Below are 24,890 nucleotides of genomic sequence, written 5' to 3' on the forward strand. Positions count from 1 at the left end.
ACAGATATTATAGAGTTAAATTTTAATTATTAATAAACTAAAAATCAGTTAAATTGATCATGAGAAAATTATTTGCACTAATAGCAGTTTTAGGAATGCTTACTATTGGAGCATCATCTATGCTAATGGCTCAAGAGAATGAAACAACTCAAACAGAGACCACTGAAACTTATCAAGAAGAAGAGGAAACGACAGATCCTACCGTATTAGAAGACGAATCACAAATCGAAAGTACCTCTTTCCACGCTGCCTTAAAACAAAAATTCATCGAGGGAGGTGCCGCATTCATGAGTTTCGTTATCTTGTGTTTGATCTTCGGTTTGGCTATCGCTATCGAAAGAGTTATCTATTTGAACTTGGCTTCTACCAACTCTAAAAAATTGATTGCAAGTGTAGAAGACGCATTAAACAACGGCGGAGTTGAAGCAGCCAAAGAAGTTTGCCGCAACGCCAGAGGTCCTATCGCAAGTATTTTCTATCAAGGCTTGTGTCGTTATGATCAAGGTGTCGACATGGTTGAAAAATCAGTCGTATCTTATGGTTCTGTTCAAATGGGACTTTTGGAAAAAGGAATGTCTTGGATTAGCTTGTTTATCGCATTAGCCCCGATGTTGGGATTCTTGGGAACTGTAATCGGTATGATCGACGCCTTCGATAAGATTCAGGCAGCAGGAGATATCCAACCGTCATTGGTGGCCGGAGGTATCAAGGTTGCATTGATCACGACCGTGGGTGGTTTGATCGTTGCCATGATCCTTCAAGTATTCTACAACTATTGTATCGCTAAAATTGACAGTATTGTTAATGATATGGAAGATGCTTCCGTAACTTTATTAGACATTCTTGTCAAATACAATCAAAATCGCTAAACCATGCAGAAAATAACCAAATTATTAAATATCTTGACCATCGTAATGTTCGTCGTTACGGTTGTATTGTTGGGGTTATTTTACTTCGGGGGTGAACTTCCAAACTCACAATACTCCAACCCAATATACACGGAACAATTGCTATGGTGGTCATATATCCTTTTTGCTGTTGCTATTGTTGCAGCATTAATATTCCCGATTATCAGACTATTCACCAGACCGAAAGAAGCGATGAAGAGCTTTATCGCTCTTGCAGGGATCGTGATCCTCGTGTTAATCGCTTATTCTATGTCTGATGGAACCATTATGGATATTCCGGGATACAGCGGTTCAGACAACGTTCCTGGAACCTTAAAATTCACTGATACCATCCTAATCACGACTTATTTTTTAGGAATTGGTGCTATTGGTGCTATCATTGTTACGGAAATTATCAGACGTGTTAGATAATGTTTCCTGAAGAGTAAAAAAAGAGATTTATGGCAAACAAAAAAACACCAGAAATTAATGCCTCCTCCACAGCGGATATAGCATTTTTGCTATTGACATTCTTCTTGATGTCAACGACCATGGATGTGGACTCAGGATTATTCAGACGGTTACCGCCAATGCCTCCAAAAGATCAAGTAATCGCTCCGCCTGTTGCTAAACGTAATATTTTACAGGTTTTGGTAAACAAGAACGATTTGCTGGCTGTGAACGGAAACTTAATGCAAATAACTGAGTTAAGGGAGAAGGCTAAAGAGTTTATTCTGAACCCACATAATAGAGAAGACCTACCGAGTAAGGTTATCAAAGAAATTCCGTTCTTTGGACAAGCCGAGGTTTCGAGAGGAATTATTTCTCTTCAAAGTGACCGGGGTACCTCATACAAAATGTATATTGCCGTTCAGGATGAACTGACGGCGGCATACAATGAAGTCAGAGATATGAAGGCCATGGAAAAATGGGGGAAGAAATACAGCGAACTCACGGAAGAGCAAATGGATGCAGTGAGAAAACTTGTTCCCACCGCTATATCCGAGGCAGAACCTAAAAACATCGGGAAAGGAGGAAAGAAGTAATGGCTAAATTTAGAAAAGAAGGCGGCAAAGAGACACCTGCTATTTCAACAGCATCTCTACCGGACATCGTGTTCATGCTATTATTCTTCTTCATGGTTAGTACTACAATGCGAGAAGTACTCGTGATGGTTGATAATGGTATGCCCGAAGCAAAAGAAGTTACTAAACTGGAGAAAAAATCTTTGGTTAGTAACATCTTCATCGGGAAACCGAAAGACCAGTATGTGGCTACTTACGGAAGTGAACCTCGTATCCAGTTGAATGATAAATTGGCAAACGTAAACGAAATCAGTAGTTTCGTTGCTGCTGAACAAGAAACTCGTAAAGAGGAAGAACGGAACATGATCACGAACAACTTAAAAGTGGATCAGTTTACGAAAATGGGTATCGTAACCGACGTAAAACAAGAATTGCGTAAAGCAAATTCGTTACGTGTAAGCTACGCTACTCGTAAAAAGGTAAAATAGTTTATCTATTATACATTAAAAAAGGGAGCAAATTGCTCCCTTTTTTTAAAAATTTGATTAGCTTTGCACTCGGATAATATGGTCCCCTAGTTCAATGGATAGAATGAAGGATTCCGGTTCCTTTGATATGGGTTCGAGTCCCGTGGGGATCACCACTTTGCGACATAACCCTCTAAAACATAAAATGTTATAGAGGGTTATTTTTATAATATACCAATATATGGCCAAAAAACATAAGTTATTCCCGTTTTTCCCTACATTTGTATAGAACTATACGGTGCAATCATGGATAACCTACAAATCATACAAAGCAAAATATACGAGATCAGGGGGCAGAAAGTCATGTTGGACTTCGATCTTGCAGAGCTATATGGCATTGAAACCAAAGTTTTAAAACAAGCGGTCAAAAGAAACCTGAAACGCTTCCCATCGGATTTCATGTTTGAATTGACAAAAGAAGAATTCGGTAATTTGAGGTCACAATTTGTGACCTCAAACAAAAGAGGCGGTACAAGATACATGCCTTTCGCTTTTACAGAACAAGGTGTTGCCATGCTTTCATCAATTCTAAATAGTGAGGTCGCTATTGAAATCAACATATCTATCATAAGAGCTTTTATTGCTATGCGACTATTAATTTCCAACACTCCCATAAGTCATGTTGATGAACTAAAAAACGAATTAAAGGAATTGAAGGAATACATTGAAGACGTCTTTACCGACCAAAACGATATTAACGAAGATACCCGGATACAACTTGAATTAATAAACCAAACCTTAGCGGAATTACAAGTAAAAAACCGGGAATTTAAAGAAAGAAAGCGGATCGGCTACAAGCTACCGGGATACGAAGAAGAGAGCAAAAAATAGAATAAACTAAATATTAAACGATATGGATAAAAAAGAAATAATTTTTGTACTACTAAACAATTTCGCAGACTGGGAAGGAGCTTATATCGCCACCAGCCTAAATATGGGTGTCAAACCGGGAAGTCCAATCAAATACAAGGTGAAAACGTTGTCTTTATCAAAAGAACCTATTACCTCAATAGGTGGATTCAGAGTTTTGCCGGACTACGATATCAGCGACCTGCCAGATGACCATGTTGGGCTAATACTAATCGGAGGAATGAACTGGTTTTTGCCTGAGGCACAACCCATCGCGCCACTAGTGGAAAAGGCCATCGCGGAAAACAAACTGGTTGCCGGAATCTGCAACGCATCCGTATACCTTGGAATGCATGGCTTTCTCAATCATGTAAAACATACAAGCAACACACTGGAGTACTTAAAGCAAAATGCAGGTGCACAGTATACGGGTGAAGCCAATTACATAAATGATCCAGCCGTAAGAGACAACAACATCGTAACTGCTAACGGCAATGCTCCTTTGGAATTTTGTCGTGAAATTCTATACCAGTTGGATGCCGCAACACCGGAAATCATAGAAGAAACTTATTCATTTTACAAAAATGAACTTTAAGGCATAGCATCCCGGGATTTCTAAAATGAAACTGTCTAACAAGGAGGTAGTCATTTAAAAATAGACTTGTCAGACAGTCTCATTTTTTATACATTTGCTATAAATCTGTTTGCTATGCAAAGACCGTTCAAATTTACCAAGCTCAAACTAATCACAGGATATATCCTAATTCTCTTGTTAGGAGCGATTGCCATTATCTTTATCTACAAACAAACGATTGCCTTAACCCAGAAAGGGAGCGATGAAATCGTCATACAACAAAAATTATTCATCATAAGCAACACGCTCACCAAACTATACGAGGCAGAAAATACCGGGATCGCTTTCTCCCAAACGGGGGCACAAAAGAATTTTGACACGTACATGAAATTGATAGAAAAAATTAGGGACAACATGGATACCCTAAAAAATCTATCTATAAGCTCGGAACAAAATTTACGAATAGACACGATAAATACACTTTTAAGCAAACGCATCAAGAATCTAAAAGATTTATATTACGTCAAGAAATACTATATACCCGAGGATTTTTACCACAAGACCATCGAAAAAATAGGAACCATCAAGGATTCGACAGATGTCATTCCCGATCTCCGGGAAAAGATCATTACCGTCATTGACAGCAACTACATCATCCGGGAAAGAAAAGGATTATTCAGAACGAAAAGAGATTCTATTCTAAAAGTCGACACGACCCTCCATCGCATTGTTGACACGCTCAGCATGGTCACGACAAGCAACAACACGGATACATTGATGAACGTGATTCGGGATTCATGGAAACAGTACCAGCAACAAAAAGAAGAAATTAATGCAGAAGTTTCCCGACGAGAAAGTATCGTTATCCAGAGTGGCCAACACATCACGGAGCGTCTCAAACGAGTATTGAAAGAACTGGAAAAAGAAGAACTGGAAAGCACGATGATCCGCTTGGAACAACAGCAAATCACAACGCATCATCTCACCCGAACAATATCTTGGATCGCGATCATCGCTTGTGTACTGGTGGTATTCTTCGTTGTCCTCATTATCAACGACATCACACAAAGCCAACGCTACAGGCGGGAATTGGAAGCAGCAAAAACATATACGGAACGTTTACTACATAACCGGGAGAAATTAATGCTGACTGTCACTCACGATATAAAATCCCCCCTGAGTTCCATCATCGGGTACATAGAACTGTTAAATAACACCCAACTAGAAGAGCGACAGCATTATTTCCTTAAAAACATGAAAGGATCTGCCGAACATATCCTGCATCTTGCTAACAATATGCTTGATTTCTCCAAACTAGAGTCGAACAAAATGGAAGTCAACACGGTTCCATACAATCCGGAACGCCTATTGCAAGAGATCACGGATAGTTTCCTTCCTCTAGCAGCACAAAAGGGCCTGAAATTGAAAAGCGATATTAGCAACACCCTGAACGGGCTCTATCTTGGAGATTCCATGAAAGTTCGACAAATCGTGGTAAATATCCTATCGAACGCCATAAAATACACCCGAGAAGGAAATATCTCTTTGTCTGCCTTTGTCCCCGATACAAAAGACGATCAATTTATTATCGCGATCAAAGACTCCGGTCCGGGAATGACGGAAGAAGAGCAAAAGCTGATATTTAAAGAATTTACCCGTCTAAACCCACAACACAACAACGGGGCGGAAGGAACAGGCCTTGGCTTAACCATCACGCTACAACTCGTGCATCTACTCGACGGGGAATTAACCCTCGAAAGTAAAAAAGGAGAGGGAAGTACCTTCACGGTCAAACTCCCGTTGATAAAAGCCTCGGCACAAGAACCCCAGCCTGTAGCCCCATCCTCTTCAACCCCAGTTATACATGAAGGCATGAAAGCCTTTATCGTGGATGACGACACGCTTCAATTAACCGTCACGACAGAACTACTCCAAAAAGTAGGGATTCAATGCGACACGTGTACGCGTCCGCAAGAAGTGCTATCCCGGTTGGAAAAAGGAAACTACAACATGGTTCTATCCGACATTCAGATGCCGGGAATGGACGGTTTTGAACTTGTACAACAAATCCGTAAATCCGTAAATCAACAAATAAAAAACATTCCGGTAATTGCATTGTCTGCCCGTGACGATATGCACGAAAAAGAGTATCAAGAAGCCGGCTTCTCGGCTTATCTAAATAAACCGTACACCCCGGAACAACTTTACAGCAGGGTAAACAACCTGTTAGGATGTGCCATAACAACAAAGCAACCGACAACACAGATGTCGGATAAAAACGCTCCTTACAACTTAGACATGATCATGGTCTTTGCCGATAATGACAAAGATACAGCAAACCAAATTATCGGGTCTTTTCTAACGGATTGCAAGACCAATTTCCAGTTATTGGCCAAGCATCTGGAAGCACATGAAACGGAACAAATTGCCAAATTAGCACACAAAATGCTACCCATGTTCAAGCAACTCTCGATCAACAAGGTAATTCCTTCTCTACTTTTTCTGGAAAAAATGCCATTGGATACAGAAGAAAATAAAATAAGAGAGAATATTGAAAAGATCTTGCAAGAGGGGAACAATATCCTCCAATTACTGGAAAAAGAAACACGTCAATAATCTCTCAAAACATCTTATAGATCCTCCAGACCGAAACTTTTCAATTTATTATACAATGTTTTCCTGTCTATCTGGAGCATACGGGCAGCCTCGCTCTTGTTGTTCCGGCATTTCCGCATGGCATCTTTGATCAGTTCGATTTCCATCTCCCGCCGTGTAGTGGATGTCTTTTCAGCTTCCACGGGCTTTTGCTCCAACTCCGGGGGCAAACAGGCTTTGGAAATCAGACTCCCCATACACAACAACGTTGCCCGTTTCACAATATTACGCATTTCCCGCAAGTTACCCGGCCACGAATAAGTTCTAAAAATACGCATCACCTCCTCATCAAACCCGGCCACCTGCTTTCCCAACTCCTCGTTCGCTTTATCCAAGAAATGGTTGGCAAAAATCAAAATGTCCTCTTTCCTCTCTCGAAGCGGCAAAGCCTGAATAGAAAATTCATTCAAGCGATGATACAAATCCTCCCGGAAACGACCACTCGCAACCGCTTCTTTCAAATTTTCATTTGTGGCCGAGATAATACGCACGTCAAAAGGGATATCAACATTCCCTCCCACGGGATGTACCTTACGTTCTTCAAGCGCACGCAATAGCTGGACTTGCACGTCATAAGGCAAATTACCGATCTCATCCAAGAAAATAGTTCCTCCCGATGCGGTCACGAAATAGCCCTGCTTATCGGTAACGGCACCCGTGAAAGAACCTTTAATATGTCCGAAAAATTCGCTTGCGGCAAGATCTTTCGGTATCGCACCACAATCTACTGCCACGAAAGGCCCGTCTTTTCGGTTACTCATCGAGTGTATCAAACGAGCGATATACTCCTTACCCGTACCACTCTCCCCGTTAATCAAAACTGTCATCATGGTAGGCCCTACCAGATGAATATATTCATATTGCCGATCGGCACCTTCACTCACTCCTTTTATATAAGAAAAACTCGTCGGCTTTGCTTTTGCAGGAACAGACTTGGCAACAGGCTCAGCCTCCAACTTTAAAGCTTCCTGCAACTTTTTAAGAATCTCATCCGGAATGACAGGCTTGGCCACGTAATCAAAAGCGCCCAATTTAATCGCCGTGACCGCGGTCTGTATATCGGCATACCCTGTCATCAGAAGCACCTGCGTTTTCGGCATTTTTTCCTTGATCACCCGAAGCAAATCGATCCCGTCTTTATCCGGCAAACGCAAATCCGTCAACACAAGATCAAATCCTGCTTTATCTAATTGTTTTACAGCCTCTTTATAGGAAAAAGCAGCATCTACCTCAAATCCACGTTTTTCCAACCATTTTCTCAGCATGATACAAAATGTTGTATCATCATCCACGATTAAAATCTTTGCCATAAGTCGATTTATTTCCAACACGAAAATAGCCTTAATCGACTAAACAAAAAAGTTTTTAACGGAATTTAGGAAATGAAAGCAGATAATTGTCTATCATCAAGATGATTAGATTCACTCTACTTCATTTCGGGATCGGTCAAGAAATGCGGCAACAAAAGTCCCGAAATAGCCATCACGATAAAAAATATACAAATTCCCATAACCCATCAATTTTAATCATTCAACCATTTGCTTATCGTATAGAGAATTGTATGCCACTGCTAAATCGGGAACTCACCATCAAGATAATCAATAATTTACACGATCATCTTAAAAAACAAGCGTGTGGAAAGATGTGGAACAAGTGTGGAGAAAATCCCTACAACCTGTTCCCCAAATGCCAATTACCTGTTCCCCAGCAGATCTTTCACCGCCTCTCGAACCGTGGCTATGTCCCAGGCAGCTACTCTCTGCTCAAACTTATCTCTAATCTCCGCCAAACAAAGATTACCCATACTTCCTTCATGTGTATGATGAATCTCCCGATGCCTATCCCGATAACGTCCCTCTTGAATTTGCATGCCAATATCTCGGTAAGCCTCCCGAAACGGGATTCCGGCCATCACGCGTTCATTCACATCCTCCACGGAAAAAATATAAGCATAGCGGGGATCTCGTAAAACATCCTGTTTCACCTCCATCTCCTGCAACACCAGATGAGCCATAAAAAGGGAATCATTCAACTCTCGAAAAGCGGGTAAAAACAACTCCTTGGTTAATTGCATATCCCGGAAATATCCGGAAGTCAAGTTCGTACAAATCATAGCCATTTGCATGGGAAGCGATTGCAAATGATTACACTTCGCCCGGATCAACTCGAATATATCTGGATTCTTCTTGTGCGGCATGATGCTGGACCCCGTCGTGTACTTATCCGGTAAAAGTACAAACCCGAAATTACCACAGGCAAACAGACAAACATCAGCAGCCAAACGCCCCAAAGTAGTCGCCACGGCAGCCAATCCAAACAACACATTCTTTTCCATCTTCCCCCTTTGCATCTGGGCATAAACCACGTTATAAGCCAAACCTGCAAAGCCGAGCAAATCGGTCGTCATCTGTCGGTTCAAGGCTATCGATGAACCATACCCCGCCCCGGAACCAAGAGGATTCGTATTCACCATATCGTAAGCCGCCTTCAACGCCAACAAATCGTCAGCCAATGATTCGGCATAAGCACTGAACCACAAGCCAAAAGAAGAAGGCATGGCCACTTGCAAATGTGTGTAACCGGGAATCAACACGTCTTTATCCTCTTCTGCCCGCCGAATCAACAAGCCAAACAAACGTTCCACATACTCCAGTGTTTCGAATATCGCCTCCCGGGCAAACAACTTCAAATCAAGCAAAACCTGATCATTCCTAGAACGCCCCGTGTGAATCTTTTTCCCTGCATCCCCGCATTTCCGCACCAACAACAACTCGATCTGAGAATGCACATCTTCAATCCCCTCCTCTATCACGAACTCACCTCTTTCCACCATCCCGTGAACATCAACCAAAGCACGCTGCAAAGATTTATATTCCTCCTCGTTTACCAAACCCACGGCATGTAACATTTTCAAGTGAGCCAAACTCCCAATAACGTCAACCCCGGCCAGCATAACATCCAGCTCCCGGTCTTTTCCTATCGTAAATGATTCCGTAAAACCATCTATATCATATCCTTTATCCCAAAGCTTCATTCGATTTTAGTTTTTAAATTTTAGATTTCAGTCACACAAGACCAACGCCTTTTGATTTTCTACTTTTAACTTGTAGTTTTTAGTTTTCATCTCTTCATCCCCCTCTAACTCCCCCTTTTCAAGGGGGAGAAACAGACGCAAGAACCCACCATAACACCTCAATGCAGCGCATCCTCCCCCTGTGTAAGGGGGAGCCAGAGGGGGTAGTTTTTAACTTTTACCTTATTTAAATCTACAATTCAAAATCTCGAATCATACATTTAAACAACTCAATCCCCTCCCGCACCTCCTCCAAGCAGATATATTCATTTGCCGTGTGTGAACGAGCGCTATCCCCGGGTCCAATCTTCAATGAGGGACATGGAATCACCGCTTGATTCGACGTCGTTGGTGAACCGTAAGGAGATAATCCCAACTCTACACACCGCTTCACCACCGGATGAGAAGGCGAAATGGAAGACGAATTCAGTGAAAAAGAGCGAGGGATCACATCGCATTTCACGTGATTACGGATCGTATCAAATATTTCCTGATTTGTGTAAAGTTCATTTACCCGTATATCTACCATAAAACGACAAGTTGCAGGAACCACGTTATGCAGGGTTCCCGCTTCAATCCCCGTTACGCTCATTTTCACCGGACCCAATAATTCCGATACCTTCTCGAACTGATAGGTACGAAACCAATGTATATCTTCCATTGCCTCATAAATCGCATTCACCCCTTCCTCTCTTGCGGCGTGCCCCGCTTTTCCCCGGGCACAACAATCCAACACCATCAACCCCTTCTCCGCTATCGCCGGACGCATCCCCGTGGGTTCACCCACAAAAGCAAAATCAATCTGCCCAAGTTCCGGGAACACGCTTTGAATCCCGTTACTTCCCGTGTTCTCCTCTTCTGCAGAAGCCAAAAACACCAGGTTACACGGCAAACTCACGGATGCCGATTCGACAAAAACAGCCAGCATCGAAACAAGACTTCCTCCCGTGTCATTACTTCCCAAACCGAACAACTTTCCCTCCTTCACAATCGGTGTAAAAGGATCAGTGTCCCATCCCCCGTTAGGGCGCACGGTATCCAAATGTGCATCGAGTAATAACGTTGGCTTCGCTTCATCGAAATTCTTTGAACGACTCCACACGTTATTACCTTTGCGACGCACGTCGAACCTATATCTTGTCAACACATCGGCAATCAAATCAGCCACCCCGGCCTCCTCCTTACTGAAAGAGGGGATGGATATAATTTGTTTTAAAAGCTCTATTGCCCCACTCGCATCCATTACTTTTCCAATATTATTCGAGTGCCCGCGTTCGGTTGATCCAGATCGTCAGGATGAATCAAACGAACAACCCGTACACCGTTATGAACAGACTTAAAAGCGTTATCCAACTTGGGAATCATACCGGAATGAATCACTCCGTTTCCCTTATATTCTTCATACAACGACGGGGTAAGACAAGAAATCACGGAATCTTCATTCCCGACATCCGCCAACACCCCCTTTTTATCAAAACAATAAATCAATTCCACGTCATAACACCTCCCCAACGTCTCCGCCACCGCTGCCGCGATACCATCTGCATTTGAATTCAACAACACACCTTTCCCATCGTGCGTGATCGGCGCAACAACAGGTATCACCCCGGCCTGCAACAACAATTCGAGAGCTCCCATATTTACCTGTCGGACATCTCCCACGTACCCCCAGTCTATATCCCGTCCTTCCCGTCGATCGGCCTGCACCAGATTCAAGTCGCACCCGGAAAGCCCACAAGCATTCACTCCCAAAGCCTGCAAACGAGCAACCAGCGTCTTGTTGATCCATCCGGAATAAACCATCACCGTGACCTCCAAAGTTTCCCGATCGGTCACCCGCCTCCCGTCAATCATCTTGCGGGGAATCCCCAACCGCTCCGAAAGCTGTCCGGCAAAAGTCCCGCCACCATGCACGATAACAAAAGGGGAACTCATCGATGCGAACTTCCGGCACAACCGGTTCTGTAGCTCGCCATCCTCGATCAAGGCACCCCCGATTTTTATGACTTTACATTCCATCTGTTAACTCATTACTTGTTTAAACCGAGCGACAAATTCGTCAATCTCCTCCCGGGTAACACACAACGGGGGCAACAAGCGCAACGTATTCTTCCCGCTAGTCCCCGTGATCACGTGTTGATCTGCCAGCAAACGACGACAAAAAATAGCATGAGGGATATCAATATCCACCCCGACCATCAACCCTCTTCCCCGAACTTCAATCACCCCGTTCAAAACTTTTAATTGCTCCATCAGATAGCTGCCAACACGATCGGCATTTTCCATTAATTGCTCGTCCTTAATAACATCCAACACGGCAATCGCGGCCGCACAAGCCAGGTGGTTTCCCCCGAACGTCGTTCCCAACATTCCCTTCTCCGCCTTGATCGACTCGTGAATCAAAACTCCTGCCACCGGGAATCCATTGCCCATCCCTTTAGCCATAGTAACCAAGTCCGGCTCTATCCCCGCATGCTGGTAGGCAAAGAACTTCCCGGTCCGCCCGTACCCCGATTGGACTTCATCCAAAATCAACAGCGTACCCGTCTGATCACAAACCTCACGAGCCACTCGCAGAAACTCCCTTGTCGGTACCCGGATACCCCCCACGCCTTGAATTCCCTCCACGATAACGGCCGCGTATTCCCTCCCGGCCAACTCCCGTTTCAAAGCCTCCGCGTCATTCAAACCGACAAATGTCACTTGATGCCCCCGGTTCCAAGGAGCCTGTATTATCGGGTTATCCGTAACGGCAACCGCTCCACTCGTACGCCCGTGAAAGGCAGTGCGCATCGCCAGTATTTTCGAACGCCCCGTGACAAAAGAAGACAATTTTAGGGCATTCTCGTTAGCCTCCGCCCCACTGTTACAAAGAAACAAATTATAATCCGTGCAACCGGAAAGCGCTCGTAACTTTTGCTCCAACTCCTCCTGCAAATGATTCTTCACGGCATTGGAATAAAACCCGATACGATTTAATTGTCCCGCCACCAAATCCACGTAATGCGGATGCGAATGTCCGATGGAAATAACAGCATGTCCCCCGTAAAAATCAAGGTATTTATTCCCATCACGATCCCAGAAATAGACGTTCTCCGCCTTAACCGGTTCTATATTCAATACATTGTAAACATCAAACATACTCGAATAAATTAAAAATAACTGGCCTTTAAATTCAAACCCGTCGTTTCTTCCAGTCCGAACATCAGGTTCATATTCTGCACGGCCTGCCCGGATGCCCCCTTTAACAGGTTGTCAATCACGGAAGTCACCAACACGTTACGCCCCTGCTGTTCGATATGAATAAAACAATAATTCGTGTTCACCACCTGCTTCAAATAAACCGGCTCGTCACTCACCACCGTGAAAGGATGTTCCTCGTAACAAGCTGCATATATATGTTGCAACTCCGACAAATCCCGTTCACTCGTGAAAACCGCGTTCACCATGATCCCCCGGGCATGACACCCGCGCATGGGAACAAAAGCAATATCCGTCGGCAAACATTCATCCTGCCCGGACAACGTCTCTCGTATTTCAGCCAGATGCTGGTGAGAAAAAACTTTATAGACCGAAAGATTCTGTGCCCGATGGCTATAATGCGTCTCCTCCGTCGGTTTCTGTCCCGCACCCGTCGCCCCGGTAATCCCGAAGACGGACACGCGGTCAGGCAGCAAACCGCTCTTCGCCAACGGCAGCAGTCCCAACTCTATTGCCGTTGCAAAACATCCCGGATTCGCCACGTGCCAAGCCCCTTGTATCAGTTTCCGGTTCTGCTCCGGCAAACCGTAAACAAAATCCCCAGCACGGGACCTTAACCGGAAATCATGACTCAAATCAATGATTCTCACGGACGCCGGAACCCGATGCCGTTCCAAAAATTGGGCCGACATCCCGTGTCCCATGCACAGAAAGAGAACATCAATATCCATCATGTCCAAATCGGAAAATCGCAGATTCGTGTAAATCAAATCCCGATGAACCCGACCGACAGGTTCTCCCCGGTGCGACTCGCTTTGCAAATAACGTAATTCCACGTGCGGATGGGCAATTAACACGCGAATCAATTCCCCCGCCGTATATCCGGCAGCCCCGGCAATGCCCACTCTGATCATATCCCCTCCTCGCTCTTCTCGTTCACCGCGTGATAAACCTGCAAAGGTATCGACAACATCCGGGTAAACCCCTTCACATCCTCTGCCGTCCAAGCCTTATTCTCTTCCCCGTAACAAGCAAATGCGGCATCCATCAGATCATGATCAGAGCGGATGCCCAACAATTCGAAACAATAAGGACGCATCCGAACCCGCACGTCACCCGACACGTAACGTTGTGAATCCTGAAGGAAACTTTCAATATTCCGCATAACAGGCTCCCCGTACATGGCCTCGTGTAAAAACATCCCGTACCAATTCCCCAGTTGCTCTTTCCAGTACATCTGCCACTTCGTGAGCGTATGCTTTTCCAGCAATTCATGAGCTTTAATAATCATCAACGGAGCAGCCGCCTCGAAACCGACACGTCCTTTAATCCCCACGATCGTGTCGCCCACGTGAGTATCGCGCCCGATAGCCCAAGCAGAGGCCAAGGCCTCCACCCGGCGGATAGCCTCGATTTTATCCGTGTAACACGTACCATTCACCCCGCACAACTCCCCCCGTTCAAACGACAAGATCAGCTCCTCCTCGCCCTCCTTCTCCAATGAAGAAGGATAAGCCTCCCCCGGAAGACACTCCCATGAATTCAATGTCTCTTTTCCACCCACCGAAGTTCCCCAGAGCCCCTTATTAATAGAATACGTCATCTTGGACCAATCCCGCTCTACCCCTTTCGATTTCAAATAGGCAATCTCCTCCTCCCGGCTCAACTTCAGATCACGAGTCGGGGTTATAATCTTCATTTCCGAGGCAAACACGGAAAAACAAAAATCAAAACGCACCTGATCATTCCCGGCCCCCGTGCTTCCGTGAGCCAAAGCATCCGCCCCGATCTCCTTTGCATACCTCACGATAGCCAACGCCTGAAAAGTACGCTCGGAACTAACCGACACCGGGTACGTCTTGTTGCGCAAAACATTCCCGAAAATCATATATTTGATACACTTCTCGTAATATTCTCCCGTCACGTCCAGCGTCACGTGCTTCTTCGCCCCCAAGGCGTATGCCTTCTCTTCAATCCCGGCCAGCTCACCGGGGGTAAATCCCCCGGTATTTGCCAATGCCGTGTAGACCTCAAGCCCCATTTCCTCGCTCAGGTACTTGACACAACAGGAGGTATCCAACCCCCCGCTATATGCTAAAACTACTTTTTTCATGAATCTAAATTACAAGTTACAAATTTGCCGTATGTTTCATGGTAGAGCGAGCAACAGGAATCCCGCAAACCGCCAACGTGGCTCCCACAACGTGACGCAGGTGCTTGAACAAAGGCAACGACATCCCTTTAGTCGCCTTTTTAGCTGCTTTTTTAGCCGCCTCCTGTTGTTGGGCCACGGCCTCCGGGTCATAAATCATCCCGGTACAAAGGCACTTGGTCATATTCGTCCGCTGCAATATGTCATAATTCACGCAAGACTTGCATCCGGCCCAAAACTCCTCATCATCCGTGAGTTTGGCAAAAGTAACAGGCACGTAACCCAATGAAGTATTGATTCGCATCACCTGCTCACCAGTTGTCAAGCCGAAAAGCTTTGCTTGCGGGAATCGCCTTCGCGACAATTGAAAAGCAGCCTTCTTTATTTGTTTTGCCACTCCCAATCCCCGGTACGCCGGTACCACGATTAATCCGGAGTTCGCCACGAATTTCTGGTGCCCCCATGATTCAATATAACAGAAGCCCACGAACTCCTCTCGATTCAGAGCGATAATCGCCTTCCCGTTTCGGATTTTATCGGCAATATACTCGTCCGTTCTTCTGGCTATACCAGTACCTCTTGCTTTTGCAGCCTGATCAATCGCATCGTTTATCGCCGTCACGTATGACAGGTGTTTCTCAGATGCAACTACAACTTCAATCTTCATCTTTTTACAATTTAATCTAAATCATTCAAATTCTTTTTAATTACTCATTGTGCATATTTATTTATTCACGGTGCAAATATATGCATTATATCGTCATATTGTACAAAAAAACCACATATAATTCATTTTTATTGCATTTTTATTCAAACAACAGCAACATAAACGCCAGATTACATTAAATTTTTGGTCATTATATACCATTTTAAAGTAAATAATACATCCTCAAAGATGGTGAGTAACTTAGCTCTCCCTCTGTTCATAGAGGGAGTACCCCGGAGGGGGGAGGGAGTTGGTTTACCGTAAATTTGTATATAAGTTCCAATTTTTTTAAAGTAGCACAGTAAACAAGTAATAGAAAAATTACCTTGAAACACAATTTATTTCATTTTTTTGAAAATATGCCTACATCGTCATTAATGCTTCAATTAAATTTGCATACTACTTTTTAAATGCATACATTGCAAAATAGTATTAACCCAATTATACCTATGAAAAAATTGAAATTATGAAAACTAAAATTTCAATCGTCATCTTGTTGTTCGTATTGGGAATCTCCATGGTGGTATACGCCCAATCTAAAAAAGATTTTACGATAGAAAAACGTAAATATGCTTATATAGTAAAACCTATTTATTTAACATCTCCTGATTTTACACGAAGTTCTCGTTACGAGATCATGGATCATAAATACATGCAACTTTCAATCGACAGTGTTCGAAATGGAATGATAAAAGAAATCATAGCGACCAAGATTGTATCATATAAATCAAAAATAAGGCTATGTTTTGATAAAACAGGAAAAATGCTATATGGATACTTTGAACTTGATAATGAAGATATACCAGAAGAAAAAATAACATTAAAAGATTTACGTACAATCTTAGATCACTATATGAACTTACGAATAGATATGTCTAAAATTGAAATAAATTTTGGACCAAATACAAATTTCAACTTCGGAATTCTTGCTATACCCCTAAAAACAAAAGAGACATGAAAACAAATTTTATCATAACAATACTTCTATTATTCTCTAACATACTTCTAGCACAGCACCAAAACCTAGATAAGTTACCCCAAAAAGAACGGGATTCGATTCTGGTTAAGGTCGCCAACGAGGCAATCAATAGATTTTCAATTGGTTATTTACGACCGGGAAACAAACCGTATATTGAAGACATCGGGTATAAACTAAGCGAGACATATAAAAAACAATGTCTTAAAGAATATGCAGATAGATATCTTTACGCGGTGTACTATTTAGCCACAGACAAAGAGAAAAAGTTTTATGAAAATGATACTCTCGTGAAGGCTCTTGTTCTCGCGGACATAGGCAAGGTGACAGAAATCATTTATATTGATAATACTAGCTGGGGACAATTGGCTTTGGAGAAAGTCGACTCCAAAGCAAAAATCACCAAGCGAAAATTTAAAACCGTGGAGGAATATTTAAAAGAGATCGAGAAATTTAATAACCCTAAAATTCTTACTGATCCCCCTCCAGAGATGAAAGAAAAGTATCAGAAATTTTTGGACATGAAAAAAAGAAGACGGGACTCTGCAATTATTTTACGCCAGCAATACCTACAAAAACGAGATTCGATCTGGAAACAAGACTCCATCAAGGAATCCCGAAAAAAACTCCAACCGTAACCCGGCAAATTTTAGGGAGAGAAAGAATCGTCATTTGGGGGTTACGAGAGGTATAACACCGTTTATTTGTATCAATACATGTTTCTGTTACCTTCGATAATAATTGTCATTGCCTTGTGGGTACTTTTTGAACGGGGAAGTACCTCTTTGGCAAGAATCACCTTAACGGATATGGCGATTATCGCCTATTTGTTACACGGTCTGTGTAACTTGATGTTTACCCGTGATACTCCACCGGACTCGCTCGCCTTGTGTCACTGGGGGATGTACACGATATTGTACATTGTCACTCGAAATGTTGCCAACAAGCTTCTCGTGACCTGGCTTATTATCGGGATCGGCATCACGCAGGCTATAATCGGCATCACGCAACTAGCGGGATGGTTTCCTTCAAACCATCCCGATTTTCCCGTGACCGGAACATTCCAGAACCCGGGACCCTACGGGGGACTCTTGGCTGTTTCGTTAATTGCAATCGCATGGGTGTTGCGTTCGGGGGCAAGGTTAAAGGCATTCCCGTGGGGTGTATTGTTATTATTACTTGTCATGCTAGTCATTTCAACCTCCCGGGCAGCGTGGATTGCAGCCCTTGTCGGGATTGTCACTCTGTTTCCCAGACTTCACGATGGATGGGGTAAAAGAACAATAATCTCCATTATAACGGGGGCGTTTGTCGTCGGTCTTTACTTCTTACGCCCCGGGTCGGCTGATGCGCGCATACTGATATGGCAAGTATGTGCTCGTTTAATAAAACTAGAACCACTCACGGGACTCGGAATCGGGACCCTCCCACAACATTACATGAACGCCCAAGCGGAATATTTCGCTGCCCACCCCGATTCGGACCTGTCCATCGTGGCGAACAACAATTACCAGGCTTTCAACGAGTTCTTACATATTACCGTGGAACAGGGATTTATCGGTTTGTTATTATTATTTGGGATTATTCTAACTTGTCGCCATTCCTCCCGATTCCCTTTCATCCTCACGTGGTTCACGTTCTCGATGTTTTCATATCCGGCAGATTGCGAATGGTTAATGATTGTGTTCGTGTTGAGCCTTGCTCTTTGCGCGGGAGAAAATCCCGGTTGGTGCTTGAAGTTCAATAAAAAATGGTTTCTATGTAGCCTTGTCATGATCCCGTTTACCCTTGCAACAACCTTAAGATACGACAATGCCGTCAAAAATATAAAATTTGACACGGCTCCCCAATTCCCGTATAATCGAGAGTACATGCTTCAATTTGCCCGACAGAAACGGGACATCCATGTTTTAGAGAGGCTCACAAGGGACGTTTGTTCCTCCACGGACATTCTCTGTGACATGGGAGATCTTTATGAAACACGGGGAGATATAAAACGGGCGGATAGTTGCTATTCTCTCGCTCGGCAAATGGTCCCATGTAGAATTAAACCCTTGCACAAACTCTACCTGCTTTACAAGCAAAGAAATAGCACCGTTGCGGAGGATTATGCGAGGCAAATATTGAATTTCAAAACACCTTTCGTCGGTTCAGTCGTGTTACGCGCCCGTGCTGATGCAAAAAAATTTTTAAACCATGAATAAGATTTTACCTGTCATTTGGATTTCCTTGTTACTCTTCTCGTGCGAGAGATACACGCCCGGTACGTGCGAAGCGTTGAAACTTAGCGGTAGTAATCGTGTACAACTGGAAAAGGTGTTACAACATTATTCCTCTCCGGCTGATAGCTTGAAACTTCAGGCTGCTCTCTTCTTGATCGAGAACATGCCGGGACATTATACCTTACGAGGTGATAAGATTGATCTATTTCGACAAGCTATCGACCAAGATACCACTTGTTCGTACTATTACAAAAAATTATACGAAATCACCCTGGATCATTTCATTACCGAGGACAAGAACGTGCGTCACGAGGAAGACGTGGAACATATCACCGCTGACTTCTTGATCCGCCATATTGATGCCTCGTTTGACTTGGCCAGGGAGCAAAAGTTACTCGACATTCTTCCTTTCGATCTCTTCCTTGAACACGTGTTACCGTATCGTTTCGAACATGAACGTTTGGATCTCTGGCGAGATTCCTTACAGGTTATTTTCGAAGAAAAACCCACGGGGGTATTCTCTCTAAACTTTTCCAAACTACAATCTTATTTCAAGTTAAAGGGAGACAAAAAATACCATCCAGATGCTATTTGCAATTTACTAAAACAAAATCCGTTCGGTGACTGTTACTTTATAGCCTATAATGCCATGCTAGAACGTCGATCTTTAGGAATACCTGTTATTGTTGACTGCATACCCTTTTATTCTAATCGAAACGGTTACCATTACTGGTGTACGGATCCCCCTCTAGTTTTCAAAGAATCAACGATGCCTAACGCTTTTGACAGGAGAACGGCAAAAGTGTACAGGCACACGTACACACGTAACCCGTTCCTCACGCCCGACAAGGGAGAATTTATTCCTGAATTCTTTCAAAACCCGTTTCAGCAGGACGTGACAAGCTTGTATTGTCATACTGTTGATATCAAGATAAAGGGTAATATAACACGTCCCACTCCTCACGCCTATCTTTGCGTGTTCAATGATCTCCAATGGAAACCCATTGTTTCCGGGGAGGTTATTCACGGGGAAGCCGAGTTCAAACAAATGGCGAAAAACATCGTGTATTTACCGGTTTACTATGAAGCCAACGGAGAAATAGTCCCGTTCAATTACCCTTTCATCCTCGACACCAAGGGAAATATCAAATTCCTTGTTCCGGATAAAGCAAATAATATCTCATTGCACTTGGAACGGAAAAATCCTGATCTAATGAATTACCTATCCTATCACGTGAAAAACTTGAGAGGAACCATTGTAGAAGGTTCCGACAATAACAGATTCTCTCGGGTTGACACGGTTTTTATACTGGATGAAACAAACAAATTGTATTACGAAATCACGAATCTCCATCCCGACAAACGGTACAAATGGTATCGAGTAAAGGGACAACCCAAGAGCTTTCTCGCGGAATTATATTTCATTAACTCGAAAAATGAAATACTACTGGGACAGACGGACTCGTTAAAACGCCCCGCTATCGATGGGAATCCGCTAACGAACATTCACTTGCACGAGGATTTGGTCATACACTTTGATTCGGCAGTAAACGTGAAAAAACTAGTTTGTTTACCCAGAAGTGACGGAAATGGGATATACCCTGACAACGTGTACGAGTTATTCTATTTTGAACAAAACGGCTGGCAATCCTTGGGAATACAAGAGGGGAACAAATTTTACCTGGAATACGAGAACGTGCCCGGGAACGCTTTATACTGGTTACGTAACTTGACCACGGGAGTAGAGGAAAGAATATTCTCCTGTATAGAGAATCAAGTAATATTCTGGTAATACCCGCTTATTCCCCCACTTTGTTCCAAATTTCAAACCCTACCTTCTAAATTTCGCCTTGGGAGAGTTGAATCTGCAAAATCAATTTTTATCCAAAATTGCATACGGATATCCACCAAAAATTCGTAATTTTGCTATTCACTATCAGACATCAACTTATGTATAGATTATTCTTCTTTTTGATTTTAGCAGGATTCCTATCAAGTTGCAAGGATTCACGCGGAGTAAGTCCTACTCCGGGCCCTTACTCGTATGTCCGGATTAACACGTTCACGAAAGACAAAATGACCGACCAATACTTTTGGGCGGATGAAGTCAAGGACAAAGACATTGATCCAGATAGTAACCCGGCGGAATATTTTGCCACCATGAAATATCCCGACGACCACTGGTCACACATCACAAGTTCCAACGGTCTGGGAGAAATTGCCGATGCTTCCGGCTACGACAAAGGCTTCGGTTACAACCTGACTTTTTGGGAGAAAAAGGGCTACATATTCGCTGATGTTAACTTCGTTTACCCGAATTCCCCCGCGGCAAAAGCGGGACTTAAACGGGGAGACTTGATCACTCACATGAACGGGGAACGGATGACAACGGATAATTACACGGACTTGTACTACGCCTCCCAGCTCTCCCTCGGACTTTCAAACGACGAAACGTCAGAACCGTATGAAACGAAAACGCTAACCGCCCAAACATACGCGATCGATCCGGTACTTGATTACGGGTTGATTCCCTTGGAACACCTAACCATCGGGTACATGATCTACACGGATTTCGTGTTCCGCGGCAACGCGTCGTTAGCGCAACTGAACCACGTGTTCCAAACCTTAAAAGCGGCAAATATTGACGAATTCATCCTAGATTTACGTTACAATCAAGGCGGGTACATTTTTGCCGTGAAACAACTATGCTCACTTCTCGCCCCGGAAGAAGTCGTGGAAAATGAAGAACTGCTCATTCACAAAAAATGGAACAAAGCATACCAGGAAAGATACGCGAACGATCCTGACCGATTGGAAGAACATTTTGACAATACCGTACCCCTTGACTCTCGCTTGAACCTAAAACGCCTGTGGGTGATCACGAGTCACGTGACCGCGTCAGCCTCCGAAATGCTGATAAGCGCCTTATCCCCGTACATGAAGGTAAACGTGGTTGGCGACCTTACCATGGGGAAAAATATGGGCGGAATCATCTACACGCCCAACGACAAAGACCTGCAGAATTGGAATATCATGTTGATTTCCACGGAATATAGTAACAGTCGGGAAGAGTCCGTCAAAGGCGGTATCCCTCCTATGTTCCCCATCTTGGAGCAATTCCACCATCAACACCAACTGGGAGATCAGGAAGAACCCCTACTGGCCGCAACCCTTCAACTCATTACTCAAGACACGATCGTCACCCCGGCCACGAATAGTCGGAGCGGCAGAAACATCGGCACGGATGCCCCACGCCGGATTATCCCGGAATTCGTGCAAGCAAAATCAAGGCTGTTACTAGGGATTGAAAATTAATTCACGCGGGTGAGGTCTTAAAATTCTGTTTATATCCGTAAACACCCCCTACCCGCTTTTCACTTTTTGCATTCGAAAGAGTACGCGTGAGATAAATGAAAATTATATCATTTAATGTCACATAGTGCTAACAACATACCATCAACTTGCCATTCCAGAGCGAGCCGCTCCCATTCCCCTCCCATTCCGCTCCCATTCTCCTCCTATTAAAATAACAAATAATTACACGAAGATAGTATGTGTTAACAAGAGGATCGTTCTATGATAGCTCTTTGATTCCACGCTTCTAGCAGGAACAGGCATAACATCTATACAAGCTCGATTTCTATCGGGACAAATCGCTACTTACTCCCGCGTTCCGGAGGTACGAAATATCATTCGCATGCTATTTCCTTTTCACCAAAGCTCCCCTACCGGTCACGTTTTGTTTGGTAATCTGCGGATTCCCGTCATAGATCAAAATGCCGGCCGATGAAATCTCTGCCTCCAAGCGGCCGGAAATGGAGACTTCAGCCTTGGCAGCCCCGCTAATCTCCGCGTCACAATCTTTCACACGCAGCTCCCAAGCCTTCAGGGTGGAAGCGGAAGACATCTTCAGGTCAACGTGTTCCACCTCCCCTTTAAGTTCTAGCCTCGCGGCCCCGGAGGCCTCCACGTCAACTTCACTCCCTTTCACCTCCAACTTCACATTCCCCGCCCCGGAGGCCACGATCTCCAGTTTATTCACTGTAAAAAGCGAACTCCCCTCCAAACGTCCGGCAGCCGCCACGTTTATATCCGTGATAACAGGCATGGAGACGGAAACATTCATTGCCGTATACCCCCGGACAATCACTTCCGGATCAAGGAAAACATTCAATTGCCCGTCCTTTATCTCCGTTTTTATATAAGGGATAATATTATCGTCCGCCTCCACGGTAATCCCTTCCGTTTTTCCTTGCGATATATAGAGAGTTATCGACTGTTGAACGGAAACTCGAGTAAACGGCTGTTCCGCCTGCCGATCATGCACCACGAGATAGCCCGTCCCCTTGATTTTTTTCACCCCGGCAGAAACGACCCCTGCCATCAATATCCCCAATAAGATCAAGCCAACCTTTTTCATTTACGATTTATGATTTACGATTTACAATTTATGATTTACGACCGATGATTTATGATTAAAAAGCGCGGACTTCGCGGGTTGAAATCTAAAATTTGAAATTACTCCAGTTTTCCTATCGCTTTCAAATATTCCGATTCGCATAGTTTCAAAGCGGCTTTCGCATCCACCCACTCGCTCCAGGCCTGTTGCCATTGGGCTTGGGCTTCCAACAAGTTTGTCAGATTTTCCATTCCCACCTCATACTGATCCTCGGATACTCTCAGATTCTCCTTTGCCTGTTCGAGGGCTGATTTCGTCAAACGAATCCGGGTCTGGGCATCATTCAGTTTAAAGCGACTTCCGGCAATTTCCAACTGCATCATCTCTCCCAGGCGTTCTTTGTTCAAGCGACTCATTTCCTCCTCGGCCTTCGCTACACGAACTTTATTCCGACCCTCCCCCCAGTTGAAAACAGGTATCGCCACGGACGCCATCGCGTTAAAAGAACCGGAATTCGAGTCATCGCCATTCAATTTCAAGCCCCCGCCATAACCATAGCCGGCGGATACGCCTACTTGAGGCAAAAAGTCGGAACGGGTCACGTTGACTTCCTTCCGTTTCATCTCCACCTGTTTCTCCAGCATGTTATAATCCGGCCTTTGTTCCAGGTTGTCCGGCAAGGCCAGTACCCCGGGGGTTATCGCGGCCGACAAGGAATCGGTCAGCACCAATTCGGTATTCAATTCCAGTCCCACCAAACGGCAAAGGTTCATTTGAGCCAACTGTTTCCCATGTTCCGCTTGTTGCAGTTGTAACAAAGCATCATTATATTTCACCCGAGCCTTGAGTACATCGTTCAACGGGGCCATTCCCGCTTGTTGGGCATCTTCCAAGTTTTTCACCAATTCGTTCACTACCGACTTGTATTTCCGGGCAACCAACACCAGTTCCTGTACCCGGACGCATTGCCAGTAAGCCTGTTCCAGTTCGACAAGGACTTCCGAACGATTCAAGCGAACATTTTCCCCGGCAAGTTCTTCACCCAGTTTAGCCGCCTGATGGGCCGCCCGGATTTTTCCTCCCATGAATAAAGGCTGTTGTAATTGAACCGATGCCATATACGCCCCTCTCAGAGAAAGTGACAAGGGGATGTCCGGGAGAAAAGCGTATTCATGAAAAACAGGTTTCCCGTCAGTCCCCGTCACGGGCTTCCCGTCTGACCCGATGACAACGTTGGGTTGCAATTTCCCGTCAGCACCGGGGAGGTAAGTCGGCAGATAGCCACCGCTCAATTTGTATTCCTGCTTTTTCTGATGGTACAGGTAAAAACCCGACACGGAGAGTTTCGGCAAGTAATTGGCCCCGTATTCTTTCTTGGTCCACGCGGCTTTCTCTTTCTGCTTTTCCGCGATAGCCAACTGCTTGCTGTATTCAAGTGCCATTTCCCTGCATTGTTTTAAGTCCAATTGCCGCTGGGCCCGTGAAGGAGCGAAAAACAATAATAACCCGATTGATAATATGATAAAGCGCATAGTTAAAATGTAGAATTTAAAATTTAGAATTTAGAATGAAAAAGCTACCCCCTCTGGCTCCCCCATACACAGGGGGAGAAACAAGCGCAAGAAACTGCTACAATGTTACATG

General features: G+C 44.2%; 22 protein-coding genes and 1 tRNA gene. 13 read left to right on the top strand and 10 right to left on the bottom strand.

Going from position 1 to position 24,890, the window contains the following annotated elements; translation table 11 throughout:
* The first annotated feature begins 59 nt into the window (after positions 1-59).
* From D8S85_RS11780 to D8S85_RS11815, 8 genes are all read left to right on the top strand, one after another.
* Positions 60-869, top strand: coding sequence for a MotA/TolQ/ExbB proton channel family protein (locus tag D8S85_RS11780; RefSeq protein WP_106480809.1), 810 nt, complete (start codon positions 60-62; stop codon positions 867-869).
* A 3-nt stretch (positions 870-872) separates the two neighbouring features.
* Positions 873-1,319, top strand: a complete 447-nt coding sequence (locus tag D8S85_RS11785; protein WP_106480810.1) for a hypothetical protein — start codon at positions 873-875, stop codon at positions 1,317-1,319.
* Positions 1,320-1,348: 29 nt separating this feature from the next.
* Positions 1,349-1,933: an ExbD/TolR family protein gene (locus D8S85_RS11790; RefSeq protein WP_106480811.1), complete on the top strand. Its 585-nt coding sequence runs from the start codon at positions 1,349-1,351 to the stop codon at positions 1,931-1,933.
* A complete protein-coding gene (locus D8S85_RS11795; protein WP_106480812.1) occupies positions 1,933-2,400 on the top strand; it encodes an ExbD/TolR family protein in 468 nt (155 codons plus the stop codon). Before D8S85_RS11790 ends, D8S85_RS11795 begins: the two co-directional genes overlap by 1 nt.
* 80 nt (positions 2,401-2,480) lie before the next feature.
* Positions 2,481-2,555, top strand: a tRNA-Arg gene (locus D8S85_RS11800).
* A gap of 130 nt (positions 2,556-2,685) precedes the next feature.
* Entirely contained in the window at positions 2,686-3,270 is a 585-nt protein-coding gene (locus D8S85_RS11805; RefSeq protein ID WP_106480813.1) for an ORF6N domain-containing protein, read from the top strand.
* Between the two features lie 22 nt (positions 3,271-3,292).
* A complete protein-coding gene (locus D8S85_RS11810) occupies positions 3,293-3,883 on the top strand; it encodes a type 1 glutamine amidotransferase family protein (protein ID WP_106480814.1) in 591 nt (196 codons plus the stop codon).
* A gap of 114 nt (positions 3,884-3,997) precedes the next feature.
* Entirely contained in the window at positions 3,998-6,478 is a 2,481-nt protein-coding gene (locus D8S85_RS11815; protein ID WP_106480815.1) for a hybrid sensor histidine kinase/response regulator, read from the top strand.
* A gap of 14 nt (positions 6,479-6,492) precedes the next feature.
* Here D8S85_RS11815 and D8S85_RS11820 read toward each other — a convergent pair whose 3' ends face one another.
* From D8S85_RS11820 to D8S85_RS11855, 8 genes are all read right to left on the bottom strand, one after another.
* On the bottom strand, positions 6,493-7,827 hold the full coding sequence (locus D8S85_RS11820; RefSeq protein ID WP_106480816.1) for a sigma-54-dependent transcriptional regulator: 1,335 nt from the start codon (positions 7,825-7,827) through the stop codon (positions 6,493-6,495).
* A gap of 383 nt (positions 7,828-8,210) precedes the next feature.
* A complete protein-coding gene (argH, locus tag D8S85_RS11825) occupies positions 8,211-9,551 on the bottom strand; it encodes an argininosuccinate lyase (protein WP_106480817.1) in 1,341 nt (446 codons plus the stop codon).
* Between the two features lie 232 nt (positions 9,552-9,783).
* Entirely contained in the window at positions 9,784-10,833 is a 1,050-nt protein-coding gene (locus tag D8S85_RS11830) for a M20 family metallo-hydrolase (protein WP_106480818.1), read from the bottom strand.
* Complete coding sequence (gene argB / locus D8S85_RS11835; protein WP_127075105.1) at positions 10,833-11,609, bottom strand: acetylglutamate kinase; 777 nt, start codon at positions 11,607-11,609, stop codon at positions 10,833-10,835. Before argB ends, D8S85_RS11830 begins: the two co-directional genes overlap by 1 nt.
* 3 nt (positions 11,610-11,612) lie before the next feature.
* Positions 11,613-12,731: an aspartate aminotransferase family protein gene (locus tag D8S85_RS11840; protein WP_106480820.1), complete on the bottom strand. Its 1,119-nt coding sequence runs from the start codon at positions 12,729-12,731 to the stop codon at positions 11,613-11,615.
* An 11-nt stretch (positions 12,732-12,742) separates the two neighbouring features.
* Entirely contained in the window at positions 12,743-13,705 is a 963-nt protein-coding gene (gene argC / locus D8S85_RS11845) for an N-acetyl-gamma-glutamyl-phosphate reductase (RefSeq protein ID WP_106480821.1), read from the bottom strand.
* On the bottom strand, positions 13,702-14,904 hold the full coding sequence (locus D8S85_RS11850; RefSeq protein ID WP_106480822.1) for an argininosuccinate synthase: 1,203 nt from the start codon (positions 14,902-14,904) through the stop codon (positions 13,702-13,704). Before D8S85_RS11850 ends, argC begins: the two co-directional genes overlap by 4 nt.
* 16 nt (positions 14,905-14,920) lie before the next feature.
* A complete protein-coding gene (locus D8S85_RS11855) occupies positions 14,921-15,610 on the bottom strand; it encodes a GNAT family N-acetyltransferase (protein ID WP_317046364.1) in 690 nt (229 codons plus the stop codon).
* A gap of 505 nt (positions 15,611-16,115) precedes the next feature.
* Here D8S85_RS11855 and D8S85_RS11860 point away from each other — a divergent pair.
* The 5 genes from D8S85_RS11860 to D8S85_RS11880 all read left to right on the top strand — a co-directional run bounded on the left by D8S85_RS11860 (position 16,116) and on the right by D8S85_RS11880 (position 22,162).
* Positions 16,116-16,607, top strand: a complete 492-nt coding sequence (locus D8S85_RS11860) for a hypothetical protein (RefSeq protein WP_106480823.1) — start codon at positions 16,116-16,118, stop codon at positions 16,605-16,607.
* Positions 16,604-17,263 (top strand): hypothetical protein, encoded by a 660-nt coding sequence (locus D8S85_RS11865; protein ID WP_106480824.1) that lies wholly within the window; start codon positions 16,604-16,606, stop codon positions 17,261-17,263. Before D8S85_RS11860 ends, D8S85_RS11865 begins: the two co-directional genes overlap by 4 nt.
* A gap of 78 nt (positions 17,264-17,341) precedes the next feature.
* Positions 17,342-18,829 carry an O-antigen ligase family protein gene (locus tag D8S85_RS11870; protein ID WP_106480825.1) on the top strand — a complete coding sequence of 496 codons (1,488 nt, stop codon included), beginning with the start codon at positions 17,342-17,344 and terminating at the stop codon, positions 18,827-18,829.
* Entirely contained in the window at positions 18,822-20,639 is a 1,818-nt protein-coding gene (locus tag D8S85_RS11875) for a hypothetical protein (RefSeq protein WP_106480826.1), read from the top strand. Before D8S85_RS11870 ends, D8S85_RS11875 begins: the two co-directional genes overlap by 8 nt.
* Before the next feature lie 158 nt (positions 20,640-20,797).
* Complete coding sequence (locus tag D8S85_RS11880) at positions 20,798-22,162, top strand: S41 family peptidase (protein ID WP_106480827.1); 1,365 nt, start codon at positions 20,798-20,800, stop codon at positions 22,160-22,162.
* Between the two features lie 385 nt (positions 22,163-22,547).
* On the opposite strand, the gene D8S85_RS11885 is transcribed toward D8S85_RS11880, so the two are convergent.
* Together D8S85_RS11885 and D8S85_RS11890 are read right to left on the bottom strand one after the other, a co-directional pair.
* The gene (locus D8S85_RS11885; protein ID WP_106480828.1) at positions 22,548-23,267 is read right to left on the bottom strand and encodes a head GIN domain-containing protein; all 720 of its coding nucleotides are present in this window, start codon (positions 23,265-23,267) and stop codon (positions 22,548-22,550) included.
* Positions 23,268-23,365: 98 nt separating this feature from the next.
* On the bottom strand, positions 23,366-24,778 hold the full coding sequence (locus tag D8S85_RS11890) for a TolC family protein (RefSeq protein WP_106480829.1): 1,413 nt from the start codon (positions 24,776-24,778) through the stop codon (positions 23,366-23,368).
* Between the last annotated feature and the right edge of the window lie 112 nt (positions 24,779-24,890).

Source organism: Butyricimonas faecalis, from assembly GCF_003991565.1.
Classification (GTDB): Bacteria; Bacteroidota; Bacteroidia; order Bacteroidales; family Marinifilaceae; genus Butyricimonas; species Butyricimonas faecalis.

Excerpts from the sequence above, each read along its gene's own strand:
- D8S85_RS11855 (WP_317046364.1), bottom strand. The coding sequence starts at position 15,610 with ATGAAGATTGAAGTTGTAGTTGCATCTGAGAAACACCTGTCATACGTG.
- D8S85_RS11810 (WP_106480814.1), top strand. The coding sequence starts at position 3,293 with ATGGATAAAAAAGAAATAATTTTTGTACTACTAAACAATTTCGCAGAC.
- argB (WP_127075105.1), bottom strand. The coding sequence starts at position 11,609 with ATGGAATGTAAAGTCATAAAAATCGGGGGTGCCTTGATCGAGGATGGC.
- D8S85_RS11815 (WP_106480815.1), top strand. The coding sequence starts at position 3,998 with ATGCAAAGACCGTTCAAATTTACCAAGCTCAAACTAATCACAGGATAT.
- D8S85_RS11865 (WP_106480824.1), top strand. The coding sequence starts at position 16,604 with ATGAAAACAAATTTTATCATAACAATACTTCTATTATTCTCTAACATA.
- D8S85_RS11875 (WP_106480826.1), top strand. The coding sequence starts at position 18,822 with ATGAATAAGATTTTACCTGTCATTTGGATTTCCTTGTTACTCTTCTCG.
- D8S85_RS11880 (WP_106480827.1), top strand. The coding sequence starts at position 20,798 with ATGTATAGATTATTCTTCTTTTTGATTTTAGCAGGATTCCTATCAAGT.
- D8S85_RS11850 (WP_106480822.1), bottom strand. The coding sequence starts at position 14,904 with ATGAAAAAAGTAGTTTTAGCATATAGCGGGGGGTTGGATACCTCCTGT.
- argC (WP_106480821.1), bottom strand. The coding sequence starts at position 13,705 with ATGATCAGAGTGGGCATTGCCGGGGCTGCCGGATATACGGCGGGGGAA.
- D8S85_RS11785 (WP_106480810.1), top strand. The coding sequence starts at position 873 with ATGCAGAAAATAACCAAATTATTAAATATCTTGACCATCGTAATGTTC.
- D8S85_RS11885 (WP_106480828.1), bottom strand. The coding sequence starts at position 23,267 with ATGAAAAAGGTTGGCTTGATCTTATTGGGGATATTGATGGCAGGGGTC.
- D8S85_RS11820 (WP_106480816.1), bottom strand. The coding sequence starts at position 7,827 with ATGGCAAAGATTTTAATCGTGGATGATGATACAACATTTTGTATCATG.
- D8S85_RS11790 (WP_106480811.1), top strand. The coding sequence starts at position 1,349 with ATGGCAAACAAAAAAACACCAGAAATTAATGCCTCCTCCACAGCGGAT.
- argH (WP_106480817.1), bottom strand. The coding sequence starts at position 9,551 with ATGAAGCTTTGGGATAAAGGATATGATATAGATGGTTTTACGGAATCA.
- D8S85_RS11795 (WP_106480812.1), top strand. The coding sequence starts at position 1,933 with ATGGCTAAATTTAGAAAAGAAGGCGGCAAAGAGACACCTGCTATTTCA.
- D8S85_RS11805 (WP_106480813.1), top strand. The coding sequence starts at position 2,686 with ATGGATAACCTACAAATCATACAAAGCAAAATATACGAGATCAGGGGG.
- D8S85_RS11860 (WP_106480823.1), top strand. The coding sequence starts at position 16,116 with ATGAAAACTAAAATTTCAATCGTCATCTTGTTGTTCGTATTGGGAATC.
- D8S85_RS11780 (WP_106480809.1), top strand. The coding sequence starts at position 60 with ATGAGAAAATTATTTGCACTAATAGCAGTTTTAGGAATGCTTACTATT.
- D8S85_RS11830 (WP_106480818.1), bottom strand. The coding sequence starts at position 10,833 with ATGGATGCGAGTGGGGCAATAGAGCTTTTAAAACAAATTATATCCATC.
- D8S85_RS11870 (WP_106480825.1), top strand. The coding sequence starts at position 17,342 with ATGTTTCTGTTACCTTCGATAATAATTGTCATTGCCTTGTGGGTACTT.
- D8S85_RS11840 (WP_106480820.1), bottom strand. The coding sequence starts at position 12,731 with ATGTTTGATGTTTACAATGTATTGAATATAGAACCGGTTAAGGCGGAG.
- D8S85_RS11890 (WP_106480829.1), bottom strand. The coding sequence starts at position 24,778 with ATGCGCTTTATCATATTATCAATCGGGTTATTATTGTTTTTCGCTCCT.